This is a genomic window from Halopseudomonas pachastrellae, assembly GCF_900114765.1.
GTDB classification, from domain to species: domain Bacteria; phylum Pseudomonadota; class Gammaproteobacteria; order Pseudomonadales; family Pseudomonadaceae; genus Halopseudomonas; species Halopseudomonas pachastrellae.
Genome location: NZ_FOUD01000013.1, coordinates 104866 through 126606 on the forward strand (window position 1 = coordinate 104866; position 21741 = coordinate 126606).

The 21741-nt window shown below is 60.2% G+C and carries 14 protein-coding genes; 5 read left to right on the plus strand and 9 right to left on the minus strand.

All coding sequences use genetic code 11. From position 1 onward, the window contains the following. Positions 1-112: 112 nt before the first annotated feature. The 5 genes from BM116_RS11590 to BM116_RS11610 form a co-directional block, all read right to left on the minus strand. On the minus strand, positions 113-2851 hold the full coding sequence (locus BM116_RS11590; protein WP_083724652.1) for an acetate and sugar kinases/Hsc70/actin family protein: 2739 nt from the start codon (positions 2849-2851) through the stop codon (positions 113-115). A gap of 1135 nt (positions 2852-3986) precedes the next feature. After that, positions 3987-5507, minus strand: coding sequence for an acetaldehyde dehydrogenase ExaC (gene exaC, locus BM116_RS11595; RefSeq protein ID WP_083724650.1), 1521 nt, complete (start codon positions 5505-5507; stop codon positions 3987-3989). A gap of 192 nt (positions 5508-5699) precedes the next feature. After that, positions 5700-6341 (minus strand): response regulator, encoded by a 642-nt coding sequence (locus BM116_RS11600; protein ID WP_083724828.1) that lies wholly within the window; start codon positions 6339-6341, stop codon positions 5700-5702. After that, on the minus strand, positions 6338-7615 hold the full coding sequence (locus BM116_RS11605; protein ID WP_083724648.1) for a sensor histidine kinase: 1278 nt from the start codon (positions 7613-7615) through the stop codon (positions 6338-6340). The genes BM116_RS11600 and BM116_RS11605 overlap by 4 nt, the downstream gene beginning before the upstream one ends. Positions 7616-7623: 8 nt before the next feature. Beyond that, positions 7624-8043: a cupredoxin domain-containing protein gene (locus BM116_RS11610; RefSeq protein WP_090475171.1), complete on the minus strand. Its 420-nt coding sequence runs from the start codon at positions 8041-8043 to the stop codon at positions 7624-7626. Between the two features lie 171 nt (positions 8044-8214). Here BM116_RS11610 and BM116_RS11615 point away from each other — a divergent pair, with 171 nt between their 5' ends. From BM116_RS11615 to BM116_RS11635, 5 genes are all read left to right on the plus strand, one after another. After that, entirely contained in the window at positions 8215-9411 is a 1197-nt protein-coding gene (locus BM116_RS11615; protein ID WP_083724644.1) for an ABC transporter substrate-binding protein, read from the plus strand. Positions 9412-9422: 11 nt separating this feature from the next. Next, positions 9423-10397, plus strand: coding sequence for a YVTN family beta-propeller repeat protein (locus BM116_RS11620; protein WP_090475173.1), 975 nt, complete (start codon positions 9423-9425; stop codon positions 10395-10397). Then, positions 10394-11134: an ABC transporter ATP-binding protein gene (locus tag BM116_RS11625; protein WP_407920313.1), complete on the plus strand. Its 741-nt coding sequence runs from the start codon at positions 10394-10396 to the stop codon at positions 11132-11134. The genes BM116_RS11620 and BM116_RS11625 overlap by 4 nt, the downstream gene beginning before the upstream one ends. Further along, positions 11131-11922 carry an ABC transporter permease gene (locus BM116_RS11630; RefSeq protein WP_083724640.1) on the plus strand — a complete coding sequence of 264 codons (792 nt, stop codon included), beginning with the start codon at positions 11131-11133 and terminating at the stop codon, positions 11920-11922. The genes BM116_RS11625 and BM116_RS11630 overlap by 4 nt, the downstream gene beginning before the upstream one ends. A gap of 345 nt (positions 11923-12267) precedes the next feature. Beyond that, on the plus strand, positions 12268-12930 hold the full coding sequence (locus BM116_RS11635) for a response regulator transcription factor (RefSeq protein WP_083724638.1): 663 nt from the start codon (positions 12268-12270) through the stop codon (positions 12928-12930). Between the two features lie 820 nt (positions 12931-13750). On the opposite strand, the gene BM116_RS11640 is transcribed toward BM116_RS11635, so the two are convergent. The 4 genes from BM116_RS11640 to BM116_RS11655 all read right to left on the minus strand — a co-directional run bounded on the left by BM116_RS11640 (position 13751) and on the right by BM116_RS11655 (position 21711). Further along, positions 13751-16327, minus strand: a complete 2577-nt coding sequence (locus BM116_RS11640; RefSeq protein WP_090475167.1) for a hybrid sensor histidine kinase/response regulator — start codon at positions 16325-16327, stop codon at positions 13751-13753. A 7-nt stretch (positions 16328-16334) separates the two neighbouring features. Further along, entirely contained in the window at positions 16335-17513 is a 1179-nt protein-coding gene (nosP, locus tag BM116_RS11645) for a nitric oxide-sensing protein NosP (RefSeq protein WP_083724634.1), read from the minus strand. A gap of 281 nt (positions 17514-17794) precedes the next feature. Next, entirely contained in the window at positions 17795-18961 is a 1167-nt protein-coding gene (locus BM116_RS11650) for a porin (protein WP_083724632.1), read from the minus strand. Positions 18962-19134: 173 nt separating this feature from the next. Further along, positions 19135-21711, minus strand: coding sequence for an insulinase family protein (locus BM116_RS11655; protein WP_083724630.1), 2577 nt, complete (start codon positions 21709-21711; stop codon positions 19135-19137). Between the last annotated feature and the right edge of the window lie 30 nt (positions 21712-21741).

Consider the following 21741-nt stretch of genomic DNA (forward strand, 5'->3'; position numbering starts at 1 on the left):
TACTGAAAAGCAAATGCATCAGATCACACACGTTGAAGGCAATACTTGAGCCGAGGATGAAGCGATGGGCGGAAAGGGAAAAAACTAGAGCCGCAAGCGCATATCAAAAGCCTCAGAAGTCACGCGAAGTATCCTCATCTAAAGCAAAATCAACTGCTATCGGCCCGCTGAGCAAGACCCCATTGTCGTAGAGCGCGTCAAAAACATGCGAAAGGGAAGTATGAACCTCCGATGATTTTATACTAGTTTTTTCATCGCAGGGTTTCACTATTGCGACACCGTCTTCCCTCTTATCCAGCCAAAAGCACCCATGCGGTGCAGAGGTATGCATACGATGAAACCAGAATATAAATGGAGACAAACATAGAGCCTCGCCAGAAGACTTATCGTATAGCAATGCATAGGAGTCGCTAACACTCTGCCCTGAAGTATATGCAAATGACTTTATGAATGGGGCATTATCGTTCGCAACCTTAAACAACCCTTCATAACTATCAACACTGAATGGGACCGAGGAACACTCAGCGCTATAGCCAAACAATTTATTCTCCATAGCTTTCGAGCAAACCCTCACCACAAGCTCGACGTACTCTTGCCAATCAGCATCACGCTCTCCGAGCTTATCATGCTTATGCTCGTTAAAATCATAAACCGCCTTATTCAACTTAACCGAATTTTCAGGCGAAAATAAATCACCAAACCCACTGGAGAACCGTGCTTTACTCCCTACAATTTTCAAAGAAGATTCTAACATCGCTTTCAACGGCCCCATGGACCTGTGTTGAAAACCACGCATCAACTTATCTATCGGACCACTCAAGGAAGCTTCCGAAGCAGCTGTATATGCCATGAACGCCAAGCAGCTCTCAAAGGCTTCGCGCGCCGCAACGGGTATATCCCGCGCTTGAGTCGTACCAAGAAAATTTCTAACAGCAAAAGCAACAGGAAAAGGCAGTTGAGAGATACACGCGGAAAGTCCTGACCACGCAGATGACTGTTGACGGCGAGTAGTGACCTTGATTTTATTGCTATCAAGAACGCAAAGCGAAGAATTACTTGTCCCAAAATCAAAACCTACAAAGTGATCGCCAGACTTAATCTCATTAGCATCCGCCGTCATATCAATATGAAAGGAACGACCTGTGACCGAATTTTCTTCCGCACCAAACTCCGCATTCGCGACCTTATAAATAAACTTAGGAGTAACAGTCCCGTCTTCCCTAACAACAATTTGAACCGTGATAGCACTATCAAAATGCTTGCTATCCCGCGTATTTACTCTCACCTCCTCCACATTATAAGAATCTAAATCATCATCTGAATCCGGACGACTAAAATAATAATCCAAGTGATGCTTTGGGGACTTACTTAGCTTTATTTTCCACTGAAGTTCTGACTCAAAAAAATGCTTTAACGACTGCGCAGAGGGAACAAGGTCAGCAGGACCAGCCTTCCCCATATCGATCTTTTCCCCCACAGACCTAAATTTCTTATCCTTAACCAAGCCAGTATCATCAGGATTCAGAAACAATTTAATCGGGTTATAAGTTACAGCAACAAACTCACTATCTGTATCGTAATATCGTCTAGCGCACTCAATAGCCAGGCCATTAGCAACCACTTCCTGAAAAGAGTGACTTATAGGCACAGGCTCTGCATTCTCAAGCTGGTCTGAAAAATCCTTAACAAGCAACTCTTGCAACCACTTTAAATTAGAGGATCCACCAGATATCAGCGTAACGGAAATCTCTCGATCATTAAGAGCTTCGCTTGAACGATCCAGGACGTTAGAAATCGTCTTCTTCAGTTTTTTGTTCCACACTTCATTGACAAATACAGTTCTCAATTGGTGAGCATAGAATTCGATCTTCACAAACCCAGAGCTAGCAAATGGATCAGCTGGCACATCCACCATTACCTTTTCATAGGCATCAGAATCCAGCCGCCAATTGCTTATTTTTGAAGAAAGCTCAATTTTGAAACCTTCAGCCGACGCCTCCAATTTTTTGTAATTCTCAATGAAGCTCCTATTTTTTACACCTAAATCTTCAAGCTTCAGTTCACCGATCAAAACCCTTTGATACTGCGCTATATATCTATCAGCTTCTTTTCTTTTGCCATTATCCAAATTCAGCTTAATCAAGAAGGTAGCTATTTCCCTATTGACAACAAACCCACCTACCGGCACTGAGTCAGCAGCCAGTGGCTTTGAAGACTTTCCGGATAGACTTATATCCCCTTTATTTGTTGACTCAATAACACACGCATCAAAAGTCCCACCGCCAAAATCAACGATAAACGCCACGTGCTTGGAAGCATCTTGCAGTATCGGAACACGACACCCGTAGCGATAATACTGAAATACCGCAAAGGGTTCTGGCAGGAATTCAACTTCTTCGTACCGGTCAAGAATACGACGAATATTATCTCTATAATTCGACACCCATCTAGGACTGTAGCCATCCATCTGAAAGCTTAAAGGCTCAGCAACAATAATCTTTGCAGGATGTTTGTAATTAGTAGCCTCAGATCTAGGAAACCTATCCTCGACATGCTTAAGTACATTATCAAAATAATCCTTAGCTAGATTGTAGGCGTTCCGTGGTTCACCCACATCGACCTCAAACTCTCGACGATTCTCTTTTGAGCCACCAGAAACCACTTCACCTAATGCGACTTTAAATTCAGAATTCACGACGCGACCGCCTTCGCGCAGAGCCATCGCCTTAGACCCAAAAACCAGACCGTCATTTTCCGTATAGCAAAGAGCTGTAGGGATGTATTTTTGCCCATCTATTACTTCGGGTTGAACCGCCTCAACCCAAAGGGTTTTCTCAATTATCCTTGCCATCAACCACTCCCTTAGCCTTACTTATTGAAGAAATTTTATTTTAAGAAAACCTCAAAAACCAACGCAGGAATCTAATCAAACCAGAGCTACATATTTCGCAAAGACAGGCACCCCAATCGTTTTTATAAATACACCTTCATAAGGATCACAAAATAAAAGACATAGCACTTATCAGATAGCGCACAGCACTAAGAAACAAGTGTCCATTCGATATAAAATCGGCGATGTGTCGAATGAATCGTTATCGTGATCATGCAGTTCTCACTTTCCTTGGCGTTTCCAACGCGTTAGCGCTGCGGCGACATTTTGTGAAGTGCTTCCTACTTTAGCGAAAGGAGGACACACGGCAAGCTGATTTTTGATTAGAGCGCAAACCATCTTGCTTGCACGGACCCAGGGTCCCCGTTTGCGCGGGCGAGTAGCGCAGATTTATCGGGAAAAAGAGCCACAGGATGTCTGAGGCTCGAAGAGCCGAGTTTTGTGGCTCCCCGATAAATCGAGCAACGCAGCGAACCCGAAGGGCCGTGTAGTCGGGGTGGCCTAGGGGGTGCAGGGGGAAATGGCCATGCATTTCCCCCTGCTCGCCGTCAGGGCGAAAAGGTGACGTGAAGTATCTACGTGCGGTGCGGGAGAAACTGGATCCCCGCCTTCGCAGGGATGACGATTAGTCGGAGTGCCGCGAAGGCGAACCGCAGAGGTGAGCAGTGCACACGTCGCTGAACCAAACCATTCACGTTCGTGCAGATGTCACCACGGGCACGGCATGCCGTGCCCCGCATTGGTCAGGCCTACCGTGGTTGGGTACTCGGGGCGCGTGGGGCATCAAACAGCAGTGCAGCGGCGTTCATTCAAACCACGCGAGATGGCCAAAGCCGCAGGTAGGAACGATCAAAACCGGTCACGTTCGTGCAGATGTCACCACGGGAGATTGGATCAGCAGCGGAGCGATAGAGAACGCCCCACCAAATCCCAAACAAAAAAAGGCGTGACCGAAGTCACGCCAAAGTTTCACGAACAGACTTGCAGAACGAGGGGCATGTTCCCTCAGGGGTAGTACTCAGGGCCGACAACTCACCACCAGCCCCTAGCGCCCCGGCAGGTGGAGCAACCTGCGCGGGGTTTGCCTGGGTTGGGCTTAGAAGAAGCCCAGCGGGTTGACGTCGTAGCTGATCAGCAGGTTTTTGGTCTGCTGGTAGTGGTCGAGCATCATCTTGTGGGTCTCGCGACCGACACCGGACTTCTTGTAACCACCGAACGCGGCGTGGGCCGGGTACATGTGGTAGCAGTTGGTCCAGACGCGACCAGCCTGGATGCCACGACCCATGCGGTAGGCACGGTTGATGTCGCGGGTCCAGAGGCCGGCGCCCAGGCCAAACTCGGTGTCGTTTGCGATTGCCAGGGCTTCGGCTTCGGTCTTGAAGGTAGTCACGCTGACCACCGGGCCGAAGATTTCTTCCTGGAAGATGCGCATCTTGTTGTGGCCTTTGAGCAGGGTCGGCTGGATGTAGTAGCCGTTGCCGAACTCGGCGTTCAGACGCTCTGCGCCGCCACCGATGAGGAACTCGGCACCCTCTTCGCGGGCGATTTCCATGTAGGACAGGATCTTGTCGAACTGCTGCTCGGAGGCCTGTGCGCCGACCTGGGTGTCGGTATCCAGCGGGTTGCCGCGCTTGATGGTACGGGTACGCTCCAGAACCATGCCGATGAAGTCGTCGTACATGTCTTCCTGAATCAGCGCACGGGACGGGCAGGTGCACACTTCGCCCTGGTTGAAGAACGCCAGCACCATGCCTTCAACGGCTTTGCTGATGAAGGACTCTTCCGCCTGCATGATGTCGGAGAAGTAGATGTTCGGCGACTTGCCGCCCAGCTCGACGGTAGACGGGATGATGTTTTCTGCAGCGCACTTGAGGATGTGACGGCCAACCGGGGTAGAACCGGTGAACGCCAGCTTGGCGATGCGGGTGCTGGTGGCCAGCGCTTCACCGGCTTCGCGGCCGTAGCCGTTGACCACGTTCAGCACGCCCGGCGGCAGCAGGTCGCCGATGACTTCCATCAGCACCAGAATGCTCAGCGGAGTCTGCTCGGCAGGCTTGAGCACGATGCAGTTACCGGCAGCCAGGGCCGGCGCCAGTTTCCACGCGGCCATCAGCAGCGGGAAGTTCCACGGAATGATCTGACCAACCACGCCCAGCGGCTCGTGGAAGTGGTACGCGGCGGTGTGCTCGTCCAGCTCGGCAGCGGTGCCTTCCTGCGAGCGCAGGCAGCCAGCGAAGTAGCGGAAATGGTCAGCCGCCAGCGGGATGTCGGCGTTCAGGGTTTCGCGTACGGCTTTGCCGTTGTCCCAGGTTTCGGTGACAGCCAGCTTTTCGAGGTTCTGCTCGATGCGGTCGGCGATTTTCAGCAGGATGTTGCTGCGCGCCTGCACGGAGGTCTTGCCCCAGGCATCTTTGGCAGCGTGAGCGGCGTCCAGCGCCTTGTCGATGTCTTCTGCGGTGGAGCGCGGGATTTCACACACGGCGTTGCCGGTGACCGGCGTCAGGTTGGTGAAGTACTGGCCTTTGACCGGTGCGACAAACTCGCCGTTGATGTAGTTGCCATAGCGAGACTTGAAGGAAACGACTGAGCCTTCGGCTCCGGGTTGTGCATAGATCATTGTTGTTTTCCTCTGAGCGAAGCCTGACCCCGCACGGGTCAAGTCATGGTTCGATCTTAGTAACGGCTCCGGGGTGTCTGGTATGCGCCGTTGGCAGGGTTGACGTCGTTATTTAGTAGTAGATTGCCCGACCAACAACGTTCTCTCAGGCTAGCTGGCAGGCGCCTCGGCCGTGTTGCAGCCGACCAGCGGTCAAGCGCTCTGCACCCGCAGCACGCCGGTATCAATTGCCAGATGCACCAGTTCGGTCAGCGAGCTGACGTTGAGCTTTTGTTTCAGCACGGTGAGGTTGTTGGAGACGGTCTTGCTGCTGATGCACAGGTTTTCGGCGATCTGCCGGGGCGGCACGCCGCGGGCGAGCATGACGAAGATCTCGAACTCGCGCTGGGTGACGTCGCGCAGACGCGGATCGAGGCGCTCGTCGCTGCCGGCGCAGGCCAGCTGGGTGGCGAGGTCCTGCTCTATATAACGGTGACCCTTGAGGCAGCGGCCGACCGCATCGAGCAGCACCTCGGGCGAGGCGTTTTTGGTGATATAACCCAGCGCACCGGTCGCCAGCGCCTGCCGTACCAACGGCAGTTCATCGTGCATGCTGAAGAACAGGATGCGCAGCAGCGGCCAGCGCTGGATCAGCCGCCGGGCGGTTTCGATACCGCTGATGCCGGGCAGGCCAATATCCATCACCACCAGATCGGGCACGCGCTGCTGGGCGGCGGCGATGGCCTCCTCCCCGCTCTCGACGCCGCGTACCTCGGCCTGACCGAGCATCATCGCCAGCAGGCTGGTGTAGCCCTGGCGCACTACCGCGTGATCGTCCACCAGCAAGATGTTCATGCTGCCTGCCTCCATGGAATGCTCAACTCCAGTATCAGCCCGCTCTGCTCGGCGCTGCGCAGTTGCAGCACCGCACCAAGGCAGCGGGCCCGTTCGTGCATCGAGTGCATGCCGATACCCCAGACGCTGCCCTGCTCCAGCCCGCAGCCATCATCTTCAATACGCACCACCAGTTGATCGCCGACGCAGCCGAGCCAGATCTGTACCTGCGTGGCGCGAGCGTGGCGGGCGACGTTGTTCAGCGCTTCCTGCACCAGCCGGTAGAGATGCGCGCGGGCATCAGGTGCCAGCTCGGGCAAGTCCGTGGTCAGCAGCAGGCGGCAGTCGATGCCGTGCTGCACCTGCCATTGTTCGGTCAGTTGGGCCAGCGCCTGCTCCAGCCCAAGGCGCTGCAGCACCACCGGGTGCAGGTCGCGCACCAGCCCACGAAACCCCTGCTGCAGGCCGTCGCAACTGGCGAGCAGTTGCTGACTCAGCTGCTCAATCTGCTCGGGCGAGGCGCTGCGGCTGTGCTGCAGCATGAAGGTCTGGGCGCGGATGCCGGTGAGGTACTGACCCAGATCGTCGTGCAGTGCGTGGGCCAGTTGCGTGCGCTCGTCTTCCTGCACACTGAGCAGCCGCTCGGTCAGGTTCTGGTTGCGCTGCTCTGCCTGCTGCAGGGCGCCGGTCATGGCGTTAAAGCGTTCGGCCAGCTGATTGAGTTCCGGTTGCTGGCTGGCGGCCAGCCGGGTGCTGAAGCGCCCTGCGGCGACATCATGCAGGCCGCCGAGCAGTTGCTGATAAGCGCGCTGGCCGCGGCCAAGCGCCCAGTGAATCGCCAGCAGCGAGACCGCCAGCGCGGCGGCAAACACCAGCAGCAGGAGCTGCACCGATTCCCAGATTTCGCCCAGCTCGTCGTGCGGGTCGGGGGTGATGTGCCACTGGGAGCCGTCGTTGAACGACAGCGTCAGCGGCGGGAAGCGTTCATCCACCGCCGGTTGCAGCCAGCTGACCAGCCAGCGCGGCACGTCTTCCGCCGTGGTTGCGGGCAGCGCCTCGCCCACGCGACTTATACGCAGGTGGCGCAGGCCGTCGAACTGATGCGGGTCGGGTGAGGTGGGGCTGCGCGACAGGCCGTCAAACAGTTGCAGCGCCAGGGCGCGGCTGGCGTGCAGCTCGCGCACCAGATCCTTTTCAGCCTGATGCAGCAGCACCAGCAGCAGGCTAAGCAACATCGCGGCGAAGGCCAGCAGCACACCCGTGTACAGGCGCGCCGCCAGCGGCAGGGTTTTCATCGGGCTGATCAGCGAACGACGAAGGTGCCCTGCATGCCCTTGCTCTCATAGCCCTTCAGATAGAAGGCATAGCGGCCGGGGATCAGCGGGGTAAAGAAAATTTCGGCCTCACCGGCCTCTTCAAATTCCAGCTCGTGCAGCACGGCGGGTTTGATTTCTACGTCACCTGCCTCGACCTTGCGCAGGTGCACGGTCTTGAAGAAGTCGGGCGCTTGGAAGGCGTATTCCTTCATACCAGAGGAGATGACCATCAGCTGATACGCCTTGCCGGTTTCCAGCTCGTATTCGCTCTGGCTCATGGCAAAGTCGCTTTCGTCATTGCCCAGCACCAGATCGGGCAACGGCGTGGTACGACGGGTCAGATCGCCCTCTGCAAACAGGCGGTCGGTACCGATCAGGCAGATCATCATGAGGCTGACATGCAGCATGGTGCGAGTGCGCGACATGGGGGCGGTCCTTTTTTTATTGTGTTGTCGCCATGCTAAAGACCCTGCCGAGAGCCGAAATACTACCTTGGTACCGGGCGATTGGTACTTTCTTCATATTTCCCCGCCGGTGGGCGGTTTCTATGCTGGGGCCACAACAAAAAGGAGGCCCCGATGCGCCCGCTGCTCACCCAAACTGCATTTTTCATGCTCGCCCTGTGCGCGGCCACGTTGGTGGCCCAACGCAGCTACGCCGAGCCGCTGGAGGTGCGCATCGGCTACGTGGCCTGGGCACCTGACCCCGGCCCGGTACTGTCGAACGTAATCCCCGAGCCGACCGACGCCGGCCTGCGCGGGGCGGAACTCGCCATCGTCGACAACAACACCACCGGCCGCTTTCTCAAGCACGACTACCAGTTGCTGACCGCCAGCGAGCCCGAGCTGAGCGCCACGCTCGACGCCGCCCGCGCCCTGCATGCCGACGGCGTGCGGCTGTTCATCGGCAACCTGCCGGCCAGCGCGCTGAGCACCCTGTCCGCCGAGTTTGGCGACAGCCTGCTGTTCAACGCCGGCAGCTACGACGACGCCCTGCGCACCACCCAGTGCCTGCCCAACGTGCTGCACACCCTGCCCAGCCGCGCCATGCTGGCCGATGCACTGGGCCAGTTTCTGCTCAGCCGCAAACTCAAGCGCTGGCTGCTGATCAGCGGCCCGACCGAAGAGGATCAGGCCTACGCCGCCGCGCTGAAGCGCGCCGCCCAGCGCTACGGCATGCGCATCGTCGCGGAGAAGCAGTGGAGCTTTGATACCGACCTGCGCCGCGCCGCCCAGGCCGAGGTGCCACTGTTCACCCAGACCGACGAATACGACGTGGTACTGGTGGCCGACGAGCGCGGCGACTTTGGCGAATACATCCCCTACAACACCTGGTACCCGCGCCCGGTAGCCGGCACCCAGGGCCTGACCCCGGTCGGCTGGCACAAGACCATCGAAACCTACGGCGCAGCGCAATTGCAGAAGCGCTTTGAGGCACACGCCGGGCGCTGGATGAACAGCCTGGACTTCGCTTCCTGGCTGGCCGTGCGCTCGATTGGCGCAGCCGTCACCACCCTCAACAGCACCGACGCCGACGCGATTGCCGCGCTCAGCGTCAGTGACCGGCTGCCGATGGACGGTTTCAAGGGGCGCAAGCTGAGCTACCGCACCTGGAGCGGCCAGCTGCGCCAGCCGATCGCACTGGTGCAACCACGCGCACTGGTTACGACCTCACCGCAGGACGGCTTCCTGCACCCCGGCACCGACCTGGACACCCTCGGCTACGACGAGCCCGAGAGCCAGTGCCGTATTGCCGAACACCTGAATAAGAGCTGATGGAGCTGCCCATGACTACCCTGCCCTTTCGCAACGCCCTGCTGGCCGCGCTGATTACCGCTGCGAGCACCACCGCTCTGGCCGAGACTGCCTACGTATCGAACGAGAAGGACAACACCATCTCGGTGATCGACATGAACACGCTGGAGGTCACCGACACGCTGGACGTTGGCATGCGCCCACGCGGCATTTTGCTGTCGAGCGACAACAGCAAGCTGTTCATCTGTGCCAGCGACTCCGACACCGTGCAGATCATGGATCTGGCAACCCGCCGCATCGTGCAGGAACTGCCCTCCGGCGCTGACCCGGAGCAATTCGCCCTGCACCCGAACGACCGCACTCTGTACATCTCCAACGAAGACGACGCGCTGGTAACCGTGGTGGACGTGCCGACCGCCGAGGTACTCGCGCAGATCGACGTGGGCGTGGAGCCCGAAGGCATGGCGGTCAGCCCGGACGGCAAATGGGCGGTGAACACCAGCGAAACCACCAACATGCTGCACTGGATCGACACCACCACGAACGAACTGGTCGACAACACCCTGGTTGACCAGCGCCCGCGTCACGTCGAGTTCAGCCACGACAGCAAAACCATCTGGGCCTCAGCCGAGATCGGCGGCACCGTTACTGTATTGGACGTGGATTCGCGCGAAGTGAAAAAGGTGCTGACCTTTGAGATCAAGGGCATTCACCCGGACCGAATCCAGCCGGTTGGCGTGCGCCTGACCCGCGACGGCAAATACGCCTTCGTCGCCCTTGGCCCGGCCAACCACGTGGCGGTGGTCGACGCCAACACCTTTGAAGTACTCGATTACCTGCTGGTTGGCCGCCGCGTCTGGCACATGGCGTTCAATGGCGACGAAAGTCTGCTGCTGACCACCAACGGCATCAGCGGCGATGTGTCTGTGGTCAACGTCCACGACCTGGAGGTAGTGAAGTCGATCAAAGTCGGCCGCTTCCCCTGGGGTGTGGTGGTCACGCCCTGATGACTATCGCCGTGCAGCAGGTCAGCTTCGCCTATGGCGAGCGTGAGGCGCTCAAGCAGGTTGAGTTCAGCTGCCAGCCAGGCTGCCTGAACGCCCTGCTGGGCCCCAACGGCGCAGGCAAGTCCACGCTGGTGGCGCTGCTCAGTCGACTCTATGCACTGCAGCAAGGCGACATCCTGCTTGACGGTTTATCGATCCGCCAGCACCCACGGGCAGCGCTGCGCCAGCTCGGCGTGGTGTTTCAGCAGAGCACGCTGGATCTGGATCTGAGCGTACGCCAGAACCTGGCCTACCACGCCGCACTGCACGGGCTGTCGCGGCGCGAGGCCAGGCAACGGATCGACGCCGAACTGGCCCGCCAGCAACTCGGCGAGCGTCAGCACGAGCGGGTGCGCGCCCTCAACGGCGGCCACCGCCGCCGGGTCGAGATCGCCCGCGCGCTGCTGCATCAGCCGCGCATTCTGCTGCTGGATGAAGCCAGCGTGGGGCTGGATCAGGCCAGCCGCCGGGCACTCAATCAGCACGTGCGCGCGCTGTGCGACGAACAGCAACTGACCGTAATCTGGACCACTCACCTGCTCGATGAGATTCTGCCAAGCGACGCGGTAGTGATGCTTAACCGTGGCCGCGTGGTCGCGCAGGGGTTGGCGCAAGAGCTGACCAACAGCGCCGAGCAGGAAAGCCTCAGCGATGCCTTCGACCGGCTCAGCCGCAGCGCCGAGGAGCCCAGCCTATGAGCCTCGCCCAGTATCTGTATTGCCTGCAGGGCGTGATGCAGCGCGAGTGGCTGCGCTTCTTCCAGCAGCGCTCACGCTTTCTCAGCGCGCTGGTACGCCCGCTGCTGTGGCTCTTGGTATTTGCCGCCGGCTTTCGCGCCGCGCTCGGGGTGTCGATCATCCCGCCTTACAGCACCTACATCACCTACGAGACCTACATCCTGCCCGGCCTGTGCTGCATGATCCTGCTGTTCAACGGCATGCAGGGCTCGCTGTCGATGGTCTACGACCGGGAAATGGGCAGCATGCGCGTGCTGCTGATGAGCCCGCTGCCGCGGCCGTTTCTGCTGCTGTGCAAGTTGCTGGCAACCGCGCTGGTGTCGCTGATTCAGGTGTACGCCTTTCTCGCGATTGCCTGGTGCTTCGACATTCGCCCGCCGCACTGGGGCCTGCTGGCCGCCGCGCCCGCGCTGCTGCTGGCGGCGCTGCTGCTCAGTTCACTGGGGCTGCTGTTGTCCAACGGGATTCGTCAGCTGGAGAACTTTGCCGGGGTGATGAACTTCGTCATCTTTCCGCTGTTCTTCCTGTCATCGGCGCTGTATCCGCTGTGGAAGATGCGCGAATCAAGCGAGTGGCTGTATTGGCTGTGCGCACTGAACCCGTTCACCCACGCGGTGGAACTGGTGCGCTTTGCGCTGTATCAGCAGTTCAACCTGACCGCGCTGCTGGTGTGTCTGGGCTTGTGGCTGCTGTTCAGTCTGGCGGCGGTGCTGACCTTCAACCCGCAGCGGGCGGCGGTTCGGGGGTGAGCTGCAAGCTGCAAGCTGCAAGCTGCAAGCTGCAAGCTGCAAGCTGCAAGCTGCAAGCGTAATCAGGATGGGCCGAGCGAAAAGACCGTCAAGTATCTTCACGGCATCTGCGGCTGCATACTCCTGCAAGCCAGCACATGGCGCAGTTATACGCGGGTTTCGCTTGCAGCTTGCGGCTTAAAGCTTGCAGCTGCCGGGCCAAGCCCGGCCTACTACTTTAGTACCGGTTCGTTGTGCGAATGTATCATTTGCAAGACGCCCCACCGGGGGTGTAATACCAACTGATACCACCGGGCCAGCGTTGCCCGGCATAACCGAATACAACAAAAACAGGTTGCCCAAGCCATGTACAAGATACTGATAGCTGATGATCATCCGTTGTTTCGCGAGGCCATCTGCAATGTCATCAGTAGCGGATTTCCCGGCAGCGAGCTGCTGGAAACCTGCGACCTGGATAGTGCTCTGGCCATAGCCCGGGAACAGGACGACCTGGATTTGATTCTGCTGGATCTGAACATGCCCGGCATGCACGGCCTTAACGGCCTGATCACGCTGCGCAACGAGTCGCCGTCGATTCCCGTGGTGATCGTCTCCGCCGAGGAAGACAAGCAGGTAGTGCTGCAGGCCATCACCTACGGCGCGGTCGGCTTTATCACCAAATCCTCGCCGCGCGCCCAGATGACCGAAGCGATCGAGCAGATCCTCGACGGCAACGTCTACCTGCCCTCCGACATCATCCGCGCCAACCACACCATCACCCGCCGCAACCCCGAGGAATACCCCATCTCCCCCGAGCTGCTCTACGCCCTCACCCGCAAGCAACTGCTGGTGCTGGAACGCATGGCCAAGGGCGAGTCCAACAAACAGATCGCCTACCACCTCGACATCGCCGAAACCACGGTGAAAGCGCACGTGTCAGCGATTCTGCGCAAGTTGAATGTGCATAACCGGGTGCAGGCGATTTTGTCGGCGAGTGATGTGGATTTCAGTGCGTATTTGCGGCGCTGAGCGGGGCTGACTGCCCCTCCCCTTCTCCCATTCGTAGGGGCGCGGCATGCCGTGCCCGGCATCTTGCGATACATACTCGGATTTGATCATTATCTGCGTCGGCTTGGCGTCCCTGTTTCGCCTTCTCCGGCGAGCCAAGGTCGGCTGCTTGCCCAGCCCCCCTTAGCGATCCCCCGGGGCACCCGGCTACGCGGCCCTGCGGGTTCGCTGCGTTGCTCGGTCTGACGGGGGGCGGCAGAACTCGGCTCTGCGAGCCTCAGACATGCTGCCGCCCTTCTTCCCGCCAGCCCTGCGCTACTCGCCCGCGTAAACGGGAACTGGGGCCGTGCGCACTCGCCCCTCTTCTCCGTAATCAAATCCACACACACGGGACGGTCGAGCTCCCGCTCGACCAGCGAACAGCCGTGCAACGTCATGGCCGAGTTGGAACTCGGCTTTCTTGGAACGGAAAACCTACCAACGAGGATGAAGTGCGCACGGCCAAAAACCCCCCTTCAAGCTGTCGAGTAACGCAGGGGACGAGCGATCAGCGGGGCGGACTGTCTGAGGAGCGAAGCGACGAGTTTCCGCCACGCCGCTTGGCACCGAGTAACGCAGAGAAGCCGAAGGCCAGCTTGGCGGGGCCCAAGCTGGTCGCGACCTTTCTTTTGGTTACGGCTCGATGGCCACACAAAGAAAAGTGACTCGCCAGAAAGGCGAAAGGAATCTCGATGAATGCGAGGAAGTGAGCCTGAAATACCAAAGCCGAACACGCATATCGAAGAGACCAAAAAACCAGCAAAGGGCACGATTTGCTGTATTTATCAGGGCGACCCAAAGATCACCCACTCACCGCCAACAAATGACTCATCGCCGTCTTCAACTTCATCGGCTTCACCGGCTTGTGCAAAATCACATGCCCCAACTCCCGCACCTGCAGCTTGAGAGCGTTGCTGTAGTTGGCGGTGATCAGCAGTACCGGCAGCGGTGAGCTGCGGCGGGCGTTGATGCGTTGGACGACGTCGACGCCGTTGACGTCGTTGTCGAGGTGGTAGTCGGCGATCAGCAGGTCGGCCTGGGCGTGGAAGTTGTCTACCTGGGCGGCGAGGTCTTCTTCCGAGAGGGCGGTGATGACATTGCAGCCCCAGCCTTCCAGCAAGGTGCGCATGCCGGCGCAGATGGCGGCGTCGTTATCCAGTACCCAGATGGTGGAGCCCGGCAGGCGTTCGCCGATCCGCGCGGTGACCGGTTCGTCGTGCACCACGGTCGGTTGCAGACGGCCAAAGGGCACATCGACGCTGAACACCGAGCCCTGTCCTTCGGTCGAGCGCACGCGAATGCGGTGGCCGAGCATGCGGGCAATCTTGTCGACGATGGCAAGACCCAGGCCCAGACCACGGTCGCGGGTGTTGGCGCTGGGGTTGACCCGTTTGAACTCCTGAAAGATCTCCTGCAGTTTGTCTTCCGGGATGCCCATGCCGGTGTCCCAGACTTCGATACGCAGGCCGTGGGCATGGCGACGGCAGCCAAGCAGGATGCGCCCGGCCGGCGTGTAGCGGATGGCGTTGGTGAGGAAGTTGCGCAGGATGCGCAGCAGCAGCTGGGCGTCGCTGCGCACCACTGCGCCGCAGGGTACAAAGCTCAGTTGCAGCCCTTCGCTGGCGGCGAGCTGGCGATATTCGTTGGCGAGGTTGTCGAGCAGGCTGTCAAGGCAGAAGGCGTTGATATCCGGCTTGATGACGCCGGCGTCCAGCTTGGAAATATCGACCAGCGTGCCGAGCAGGTTTTCGACGTCTTCCAGCGAATGGCTCACCTGCCGCACCAGTGACGCGCTGCCCTCCGGCACCTGCTGTTCCAACAGGGCGCCGGTAAACAGCCGCGCGGCGTTGAGCGGCTGCAGCAGGTCGTGGCTGACCGCCGCAAGGAGCTTGGTTTTCGACAGGTTGGCCTGCTCGGCTTCGCGCTTGGCTTCGCGCAGGCGAGCTTCGGCCTCGGCGCGTTCGCGGATTTCCTGGCGCATCTGGCTGTTTACTTCGGTCAGCTCCTGGGTGCGCTCCCGCACGCGCTGCTCCAGATGCTGATAGGCCTGATGCAACGCCTCGGAGGTGCGCCGCCGCTCGGTGATATCGCGGATCATCACGAATATGCCGACCACCTCGCCGTCGCTGTCGCGGTTTGGCACGTAGGAACGCAGCAGGTAGCGCTGGTGGCCGTCGAGATTGGCCTCGGCGAATTCAAAGCTGACGCTCTCACCGTTGAAGGCGCGGGCGATATAGGGCTCAAGACGGCTGTACTGCTCGGCGCTGTGCACCCGATGCAGGCTCTGACCAAGAATCTCGCCACGGGCCCAGCCGTACCAGTCCTCATACACCTTGTTGGTGAACTGGTAGGTCAGGTCGGCGCCAACGTAGGCGATCAGCGCCGGTACGTGGTCGGTAATCAGCCGCACCCAGCGTTCGCTTTCTTCCAGCGCACGGGCGTAGAGGTCACGCTCGGTAATATCAGTGAAGGTGTTGACAAAGCCGCCGGTGGGCATCGGATGGGTGCGCACTTCCAGCACCCGGCCGTTGCCCAGATGCTGCTCGCAGGTCAGCATCGGCGCGCCTTGCTCAGACTTGCTGTAGGGCGTGAACAGCTCCAGCTCGCTGTCTTCCATCACCTCGTCGAACGGGCGATGAGCTTCAATTGGTGCCAGCCCGGCCAGCTCCAGGAAGCGGCCGTTCCAGACTTCCAGCGCGCCCTCGTCGTTTACCACCGCCACGCCCTGCGACAGGCTGTCGACGGTGCGCTGCAACAGCCGGGTCTTCTGCTCCAGCGCCTTCTCGCGCCGCGCCTTTTCAGACTGTTTGAGGTCCGTGATATCGGTGTACATGATCACCAGCCCGCCCTCACGGGTCGGCCGCTCACTGACCTGCATCCAGCGCTGGTCGCGCAGTTGATGCAGCAGGTGGCCGTCGGCGGCAGCATCGGTATCGACGATCAGCCCGGCGCGCAGCGCCATGCGCTTGACCTCGCCGAGCGAGGTGCCTTCGGTGATGCGCACGTTGGTGCCCTGCCAGAACGCGGCAAAGCGGCGGTTATAAAGCACGATGCGCTTGTTCTCATCGAACAGCACAAAGGCATCGGGCACGCTTTCGATGGCGTCGATCAGATAGTGGTGCGCCTTCTCGGCGCGGGCGCGCGCATCGCTGAGCAGCCGGTTGCTGGCCTGCAGCTCGGCCATGGTGTCGTTCAGCGCCTGGGTGCGTTCGCGCACCTGCTCGGCAAGCTCGACCGAGTGCTGAAACGCGGCGTAGCTTTCGGTGCGCTGACTGGAACTGGATTCGACCCGCTCGATCAGCGCGGCATTGATGCGTTTGAGTTTGCTGTTCTGCGCGCGCAGCGCTTCCAGCTCGGCCAGCAGCTCTGGATCTTGCATCGGCAACTCAACGCGGGAATGCAAAAGCCACCCCAGTGAAGGTCTGGTTAATGTGCATGCCGTTGAACTGCTCGCCGTAGGTGTTGAAACCGATCACCCGGTTGGCGGCGAGAAACTCGGACATGCGCTGATCCTCACCGCGCAGCTCGGACTCCATGCGCCGCAGGAAGCAGTCGCAGCCGAGGATCAGCACCGGTTCACCGAGACGCTGACGCAGTTGCTCAAAACGCAGCCGCAGATTCGGCAGCAGCTCGCCGGGTGTCATCGCGGTCAGCACGATGCCGGTATCCACCGCGCAATAGAAGGTCAGGCTTCGGTCCGGATTGACCCGCTGAATCGAGCGCACGTAGAACTGGTCGCGGATGCGTACCGCCAGGGCATCGAGGGCAAAGTGCTTGCCGCTCAGTTCATCCACCGGCACGCCGACCAGCCGGGCGTATTCCTCGGCGGCGGGTTCGGCGTTCAATTCCAGCACGGTGCGGGTGCTGCTGTCGGCGTCGGTCACCACCAGTTTGCTCTCGGTGGGTTTGAGGTGATGGGTGGTGAACACCTCAAAATCCAGCCAGGTGTTGACCATCACCACCACCGCAGCGCCGGTCACAAAGCGGCCCTGATAGTAGACGTGGGTGTGGCTCAGGTGATTGTCGTCGCCGGCCGAGCCGCCGAAATGGGGGATGCTGCCAAGCGCCGCGCTGAGAGTGTTGAGTACCAGTTCTTCGCGGCTGGACAGGCCATCGAGCAGCGTCAGAGCAAAGGTGTGATCCTTGACTGGCGCCAGATTAACCTGCCGACAGTGACCGAGCATCCGTTCTACCGCCTGCTGCGCCTCGACCAGGCTGAAGCTGTCCAACGCGCAGATCAGCGTGCAGTCGACCGCAAAGGTACGCAGGTCCAGCCCAACCGCGCTGATGCAGCCGCGACCATAGCCCTCGGAGCTGATTTCGCCGGCGGTGGTGCAGCCCAATAACATGACGCCGCCAAAGTGCTGATCCAGCGCGGTCGCCAAATGGTCGAGCGGATATTCCGCCGAGCAGAAGAACAGCACGCAGCCCAGATGCGGGTGCAGTAATTGGCGCGCCAGATCCTGCGCCGCAGCGTCCGGGTCGGTGGCCTCGGTCAGGGCGGTGCGGAAGCAGTCGTCGAGCGGCTGCGTGCTGAAGTCGGTGGTGCCGGGAATACTGTTCATACTCCCGATTCTAGAGAGCAGGCAAGGTACGCCAATATGCTACTTCAGTACTGAAATGGTAGATCTTGGGGACAACGCGGCGCGGAGCTGGTGGCTGACGGAGAAGCCTTCGGCGTTCTCCATCCTAAGGGGTTGAGGTGCGGGGCTGGCGGCGGCCGTAGCGTGGAGAATCGCGCAGCGTTCTCCACCATGAGCCCTGTGGCCAAGTTGGAACTCGGCCGTCCCAGAAACAAAAGCCCCCGCCTGCTTGCACAGGCGGGGGCCGGTACCACTAAACGCGATTACCAGCTCAGGGCAACACCCAGTGCCACGGAGTCAGTCTCTTCGATAGTCAGGTTGTTGGTGCGGTCTTCGATTTCGAACTGGTTGTACTCGGCCACCAGCGTCAGGTGCTCGTTGATGCTGTGGAACAGGCCGATAGCGCGAGTTTCGTAGTCAGCGGCAACGCCCAGGCCGTTGCCGTCGTCTTCAGTCTTGCCGAAGGACAGGGCCAGACGGGTCTTGCCGCCAAAGGTGTAAGAGCCCTGCATCAGGTAACCGGTGCTGTCGATTTCACGCAGTACCGCTTCACCGGCGTTGTTGGTAAAGAAGGGGTTGATACCTTCGGCGTCAAAACCGGACGCGGTCAGAGACAGAGCGCCCATCTTCGCCTGGACGCCGTAGCCAAAACCCTGCGAAGTCACGTCATCAACAGTGCTGTCGGTGTTCTTGGAGGTCTGGTAACCGGCGTTCACCCAGCTGTAGATGTCGGCGCCAGCCAGATCGAACTGATAGGTGATCTCGGTTTCGAAGCGCGGCGCGTCCTGGTAGTTCTTGCCAACGGCGGTGTCGTCGCTGGTGTCGACCGGGTCCATGATACCGGCGGCGATGCGCAGGCCGCCCATGACCGGTGAGCGGTAGGTGATCTGAGCGGTCGGGAACGGGTACGGGTAGCCACTGCCGATGTTGCCGAAGGATACGCCACCACCGTCAACCAGGCCCAGGGTGTCGCTGACCTGACCATAACCGGCGAGCATTTCATCGAGCAGAATGTTGGAGCGGGCGAACAGGCCGAAGTCTTTACCGACCAGCACTTCACCCCAGTCGCCGCCGATGGTGCCGTAGAACTGACGCACGTCGATGGCAGTCGCGGTGCCGTTGGTTTCGCTGTCGTTAATGGTGACCCAGAACGAGGAGCGTGCGCCAAGGGTCAGGTCGCCCATATCCTTGCCCATGTTGAAGCCGATGTAGTTGGGCAGAAAGCCCATCTTGACGCGTGCCTGATCGCGATCCAGATCGTCGTTGATGTTGTCGGTGTCGGTCTGGACGTAGAAGGCATTGACGTAGCCGTCAGCGGAGAAGGTGGTGCCGTCTTCGTCGTAAAGGGTGATGGCGGCGGACGCCGGGGCGCTCAGCAGTGCGAGGGCGATGGGGGTCAGCAGGGTGCAGGCAATCTTGTTCTTGTACATGGTGCTCTCCGATGTAATCAGTGACTGAAGCGTCACGCCGATTATCAGAAAGCCCCCTGCCCGCCCCCATTGACCAAGAGCGGCGGTTACATTGCCTTTTGGTGTCTACGACCAAGCGCCAACAATACCCACCTGCGGCAGGTTGTATTTACAACCTCCGGAGGTATTAGAAATCAGTCCGCGCCGGCCTGCCGACTCAGCAAACGCCAGCGGGCGCTCTGCGGCAGGCGGCTGACAAAGGCGTTCCAGTGGGCGGCAGTGAGTTCCAGCAGCGCCTGCTGCTCGGCTGCAAGCTGGTCTTCGCGCTGCCAAACGCAATCCTCCCAGCGCGCTTCAAAGCTGTGCTGCGGATGCTGACGTTGCTGCTCCAGCAACTGTGACAGGTGAGTGGTCTGCGCCTGCAACTGATCGGCGGGTAGTGCACTCAGCTCCTGCACACTGGCGGCGAGAAAATCGTCAACCGCCGATTCGATACGCCGATGCGACTGATCGGGCGACTGCACCAGCAGCAACAGGCCGGGACGCCCGGCCCGACGATGCAATCGCGCCACCACCCAATACCCCAGCTGTTGCCGGGTACGCAGCTCGGCGAAGAACGGATCGGCCACGCGGTGATGCAGCAGGCGCCAGCACGCGGCTTCCAGCGGGCTGTCGTCTGCTGCCGGCAGGTAGAGCAACTGCGCGCGATCAGTATGTTTGCTGCTCACCTCGCTGACCTGAAGTTGCCCGCGCTGCAGTTGCGGCAGCGGGCAACGCCAGGCAAAGGGTTGCATTAGCTGCGAACACAGGTTGATCAGCAGCTTGGCCAGCCGCGCCTGCTCCGCCTCCGGCCAGCCTTCAGGCTTGAGCCAGATCACCTGCGCCTGCGAGCACAGCCGCTGCCACAGCGCCTGCGGGTCGCGCAGACGCCGCGCACTGACGGCACGCTCCTGCTCCAGCGTCTGCAGCAGGCGCCAGGCCGGCAACGCATCGTGCTCCTGCTGCAGCCAGCGCCGGCTGCGGCGTTCAATCAGCGGCAACTGATACGGTGACGGTGGCGTTTGCAGTTGGGTGAGCAGTTCACGCAGGAAGGCAGGCAGCAGGCTGCTCGGGCCGCTGACATCCAGTACCAGTTGGCCCGGAGCGAGCGACCAGCGCAGGGCAACACCAACACGTTCACCCCATTGCGCCAGCGCTTCGCCCTGCAACGACCAGGCGGCCTGCAGCCAACGTCGTTCGCTCTGACTGGCCATATCGCCGGGCCAGCACCAGGCCAGCCGCGTGCGCAGCGCACCGGCCGCTGGCGCAAAGCGCTGCAAACGCAGCCCCGGCACAACAGAAGACCAGGGCAACCCGTCCGGCGCCTCGGCCAGCGGGCCAAGACAAGGCCCAACGCGCCCGGTCAGATTGGCCGTCGACGCCACCGAGACAGGCAGTGCACGTGCCTGCCATCGAGTCTGCGTGTGTGCGCACAACTCACCACCCAGCAGACGGGGCAGGCGTTGCAACAACAGGCGGTTATCAGGCCTCAGTTGCCGCAGCAGCCGCTGCCAGTCCTCAGCCTCAAGCGTTGGCAAAGAAGCACCAGCCAGATCCAGCACCTGCTCGGCGGGCAGGCTCAACAGGCGCTCAGCGTAGCGGCGGCAGCTGTCCAGCATGTCGCCCTGCGGGCCAAGGTCAAAAGCGGTCTGCGCCAACGCCTGCCGCGCGGCTTGCGGCCATTGGGCCGGGTCCTGCTCACGCATGGCCTGCAACCAGCCATCCAGTTCGGCCAGCAGCAGCTCCGGTTCTACCTCGGCACCCTTAACCTCCAGGCGCAACAGCGCCTGGCCCCAAGCATCTGCTTCCAACGTCGCCTGCAGCTCATCAAGCAATCCGCGCTCGCGCAGGTAACCCAGCGCGCCCGCTGGCGCCGGGCTGTTTAACCAGTCACAGAGCCAGCGCGCCGCCGGGCCATACACATCACACTCGCTCAGCGGATACAGCAGCACGCGCTCTGCCTGACTGCTGCGACCCTGCCAGTCAACTTGGCGCGGCAGGTGCCCCTCGGCAAACAAGGGGAGCGCAAAGGGTTCCGGCGCGCGGCCCGCCAGCAGCTGATCCGCGCTGCTCTGCGCCAGTGCCAGCAATTGCTCGGATGATTGTGGGCCGTGCAACACCAGCGCCATGCTGCCGGCACGATAGTGAATGGCATGCCACTGGGTCAGGCGCTCGGCCAGCTCGGCGGCGTCACCCGCCAGGCTCCGCGCATTTCCGGCAGTAAAGCGGCGCAGCGGATGCTCAGGGTGCAGCTGCGTGGCAAGCGCGGCCTGCGCATGAATCGCATCATCAGCCAATCGGGTCTGGAACTCGGCATCGATCACCCGTCGCTCCCGTTCGACCTGTTCAGGCGCAAACAGCGGCGCGGTCAGCATGTCGGTCAGATGCGCCAGACAGGGCTCAAGCCCCTGAGGGCTGACCGCACAGAAAAACGTCGTGGCCCGCGGCGCGGTACTGGCATTGAAGCGTCCACCCCACTCCGCCACGCGGGCCGGAAAGGAGCCTGGCTCAGGCCATCGCTGCGAGCCCATGAACAACATATGCTCCAGCAGATGGGCCAGCCCCGGCAGGTCATCGGGCTCGGCGTGGCTACCGGCGGCAACCTGCACAACGGCTGTGGACTGAACAGCATGGGGATCGTGGATGAGCAGACAAAGCAGCCCGTTGCCGGCGCGGTACAGTTGGTAGTCACGCTGATCGGCAGGCTGCTGGGCAAAAGATATGGATTGCACGACGGGTCACGCAGGGAGTAAGCCAGCGCT

Bases quoted from the DNA above. Each gene is read 5' to 3' on its own strand.
- nosP (WP_083724634.1), bottom strand. From the start codon at position 17,513: ATGAACAGTATTCCCGGCACCACCGACTTCAGCACGCAGCCGCTCGAC.
- BM116_RS11615 (WP_083724644.1), top strand. From the start codon at position 8,215: ATGCGCCCGCTGCTCACCCAAACTGCATTTTTCATGCTCGCCCTGTGC.
- BM116_RS11640 (WP_090475167.1), bottom strand. From the start codon at position 16,327: ATGCAAGATCCAGAGCTGCTGGCCGAGCTGGAAGCGCTGCGCGCGCAG.
- BM116_RS11610 (WP_090475171.1), bottom strand. From the start codon at position 8,043: ATGCTGCATGTCAGCCTCATGATGATCTGCCTGATCGGTACCGACCGC.
- BM116_RS11590 (WP_083724652.1), bottom strand. From the start codon at position 2,851: ATGGCAAGGATAATTGAGAAAACCCTTTGGGTTGAGGCGGTTCAACCC.
- BM116_RS11630 (WP_083724640.1), top strand. From the start codon at position 11,131: ATGAGCCTCGCCCAGTATCTGTATTGCCTGCAGGGCGTGATGCAGCGC.
- BM116_RS11620 (WP_090475173.1), top strand. From the start codon at position 9,423: ATGACTACCCTGCCCTTTCGCAACGCCCTGCTGGCCGCGCTGATTACC.
- BM116_RS11635 (WP_083724638.1), top strand. From the start codon at position 12,268: ATGTACAAGATACTGATAGCTGATGATCATCCGTTGTTTCGCGAGGCC.
- BM116_RS11650 (WP_083724632.1), bottom strand. From the start codon at position 18,961: ATGTACAAGAACAAGATTGCCTGCACCCTGCTGACCCCCATCGCCCTC.
- BM116_RS11600 (WP_083724828.1), bottom strand. From the start codon at position 6,341: ATGAACATCTTGCTGGTGGACGATCACGCGGTAGTGCGCCAGGGCTAC.
- BM116_RS11605 (WP_083724648.1), bottom strand. From the start codon at position 7,615: ATGAAAACCCTGCCGCTGGCGGCGCGCCTGTACACGGGTGTGCTGCTG.
- exaC (WP_083724650.1), bottom strand. From the start codon at position 5,507: ATGATCTATGCACAACCCGGAGCCGAAGGCTCAGTCGTTTCCTTCAAG.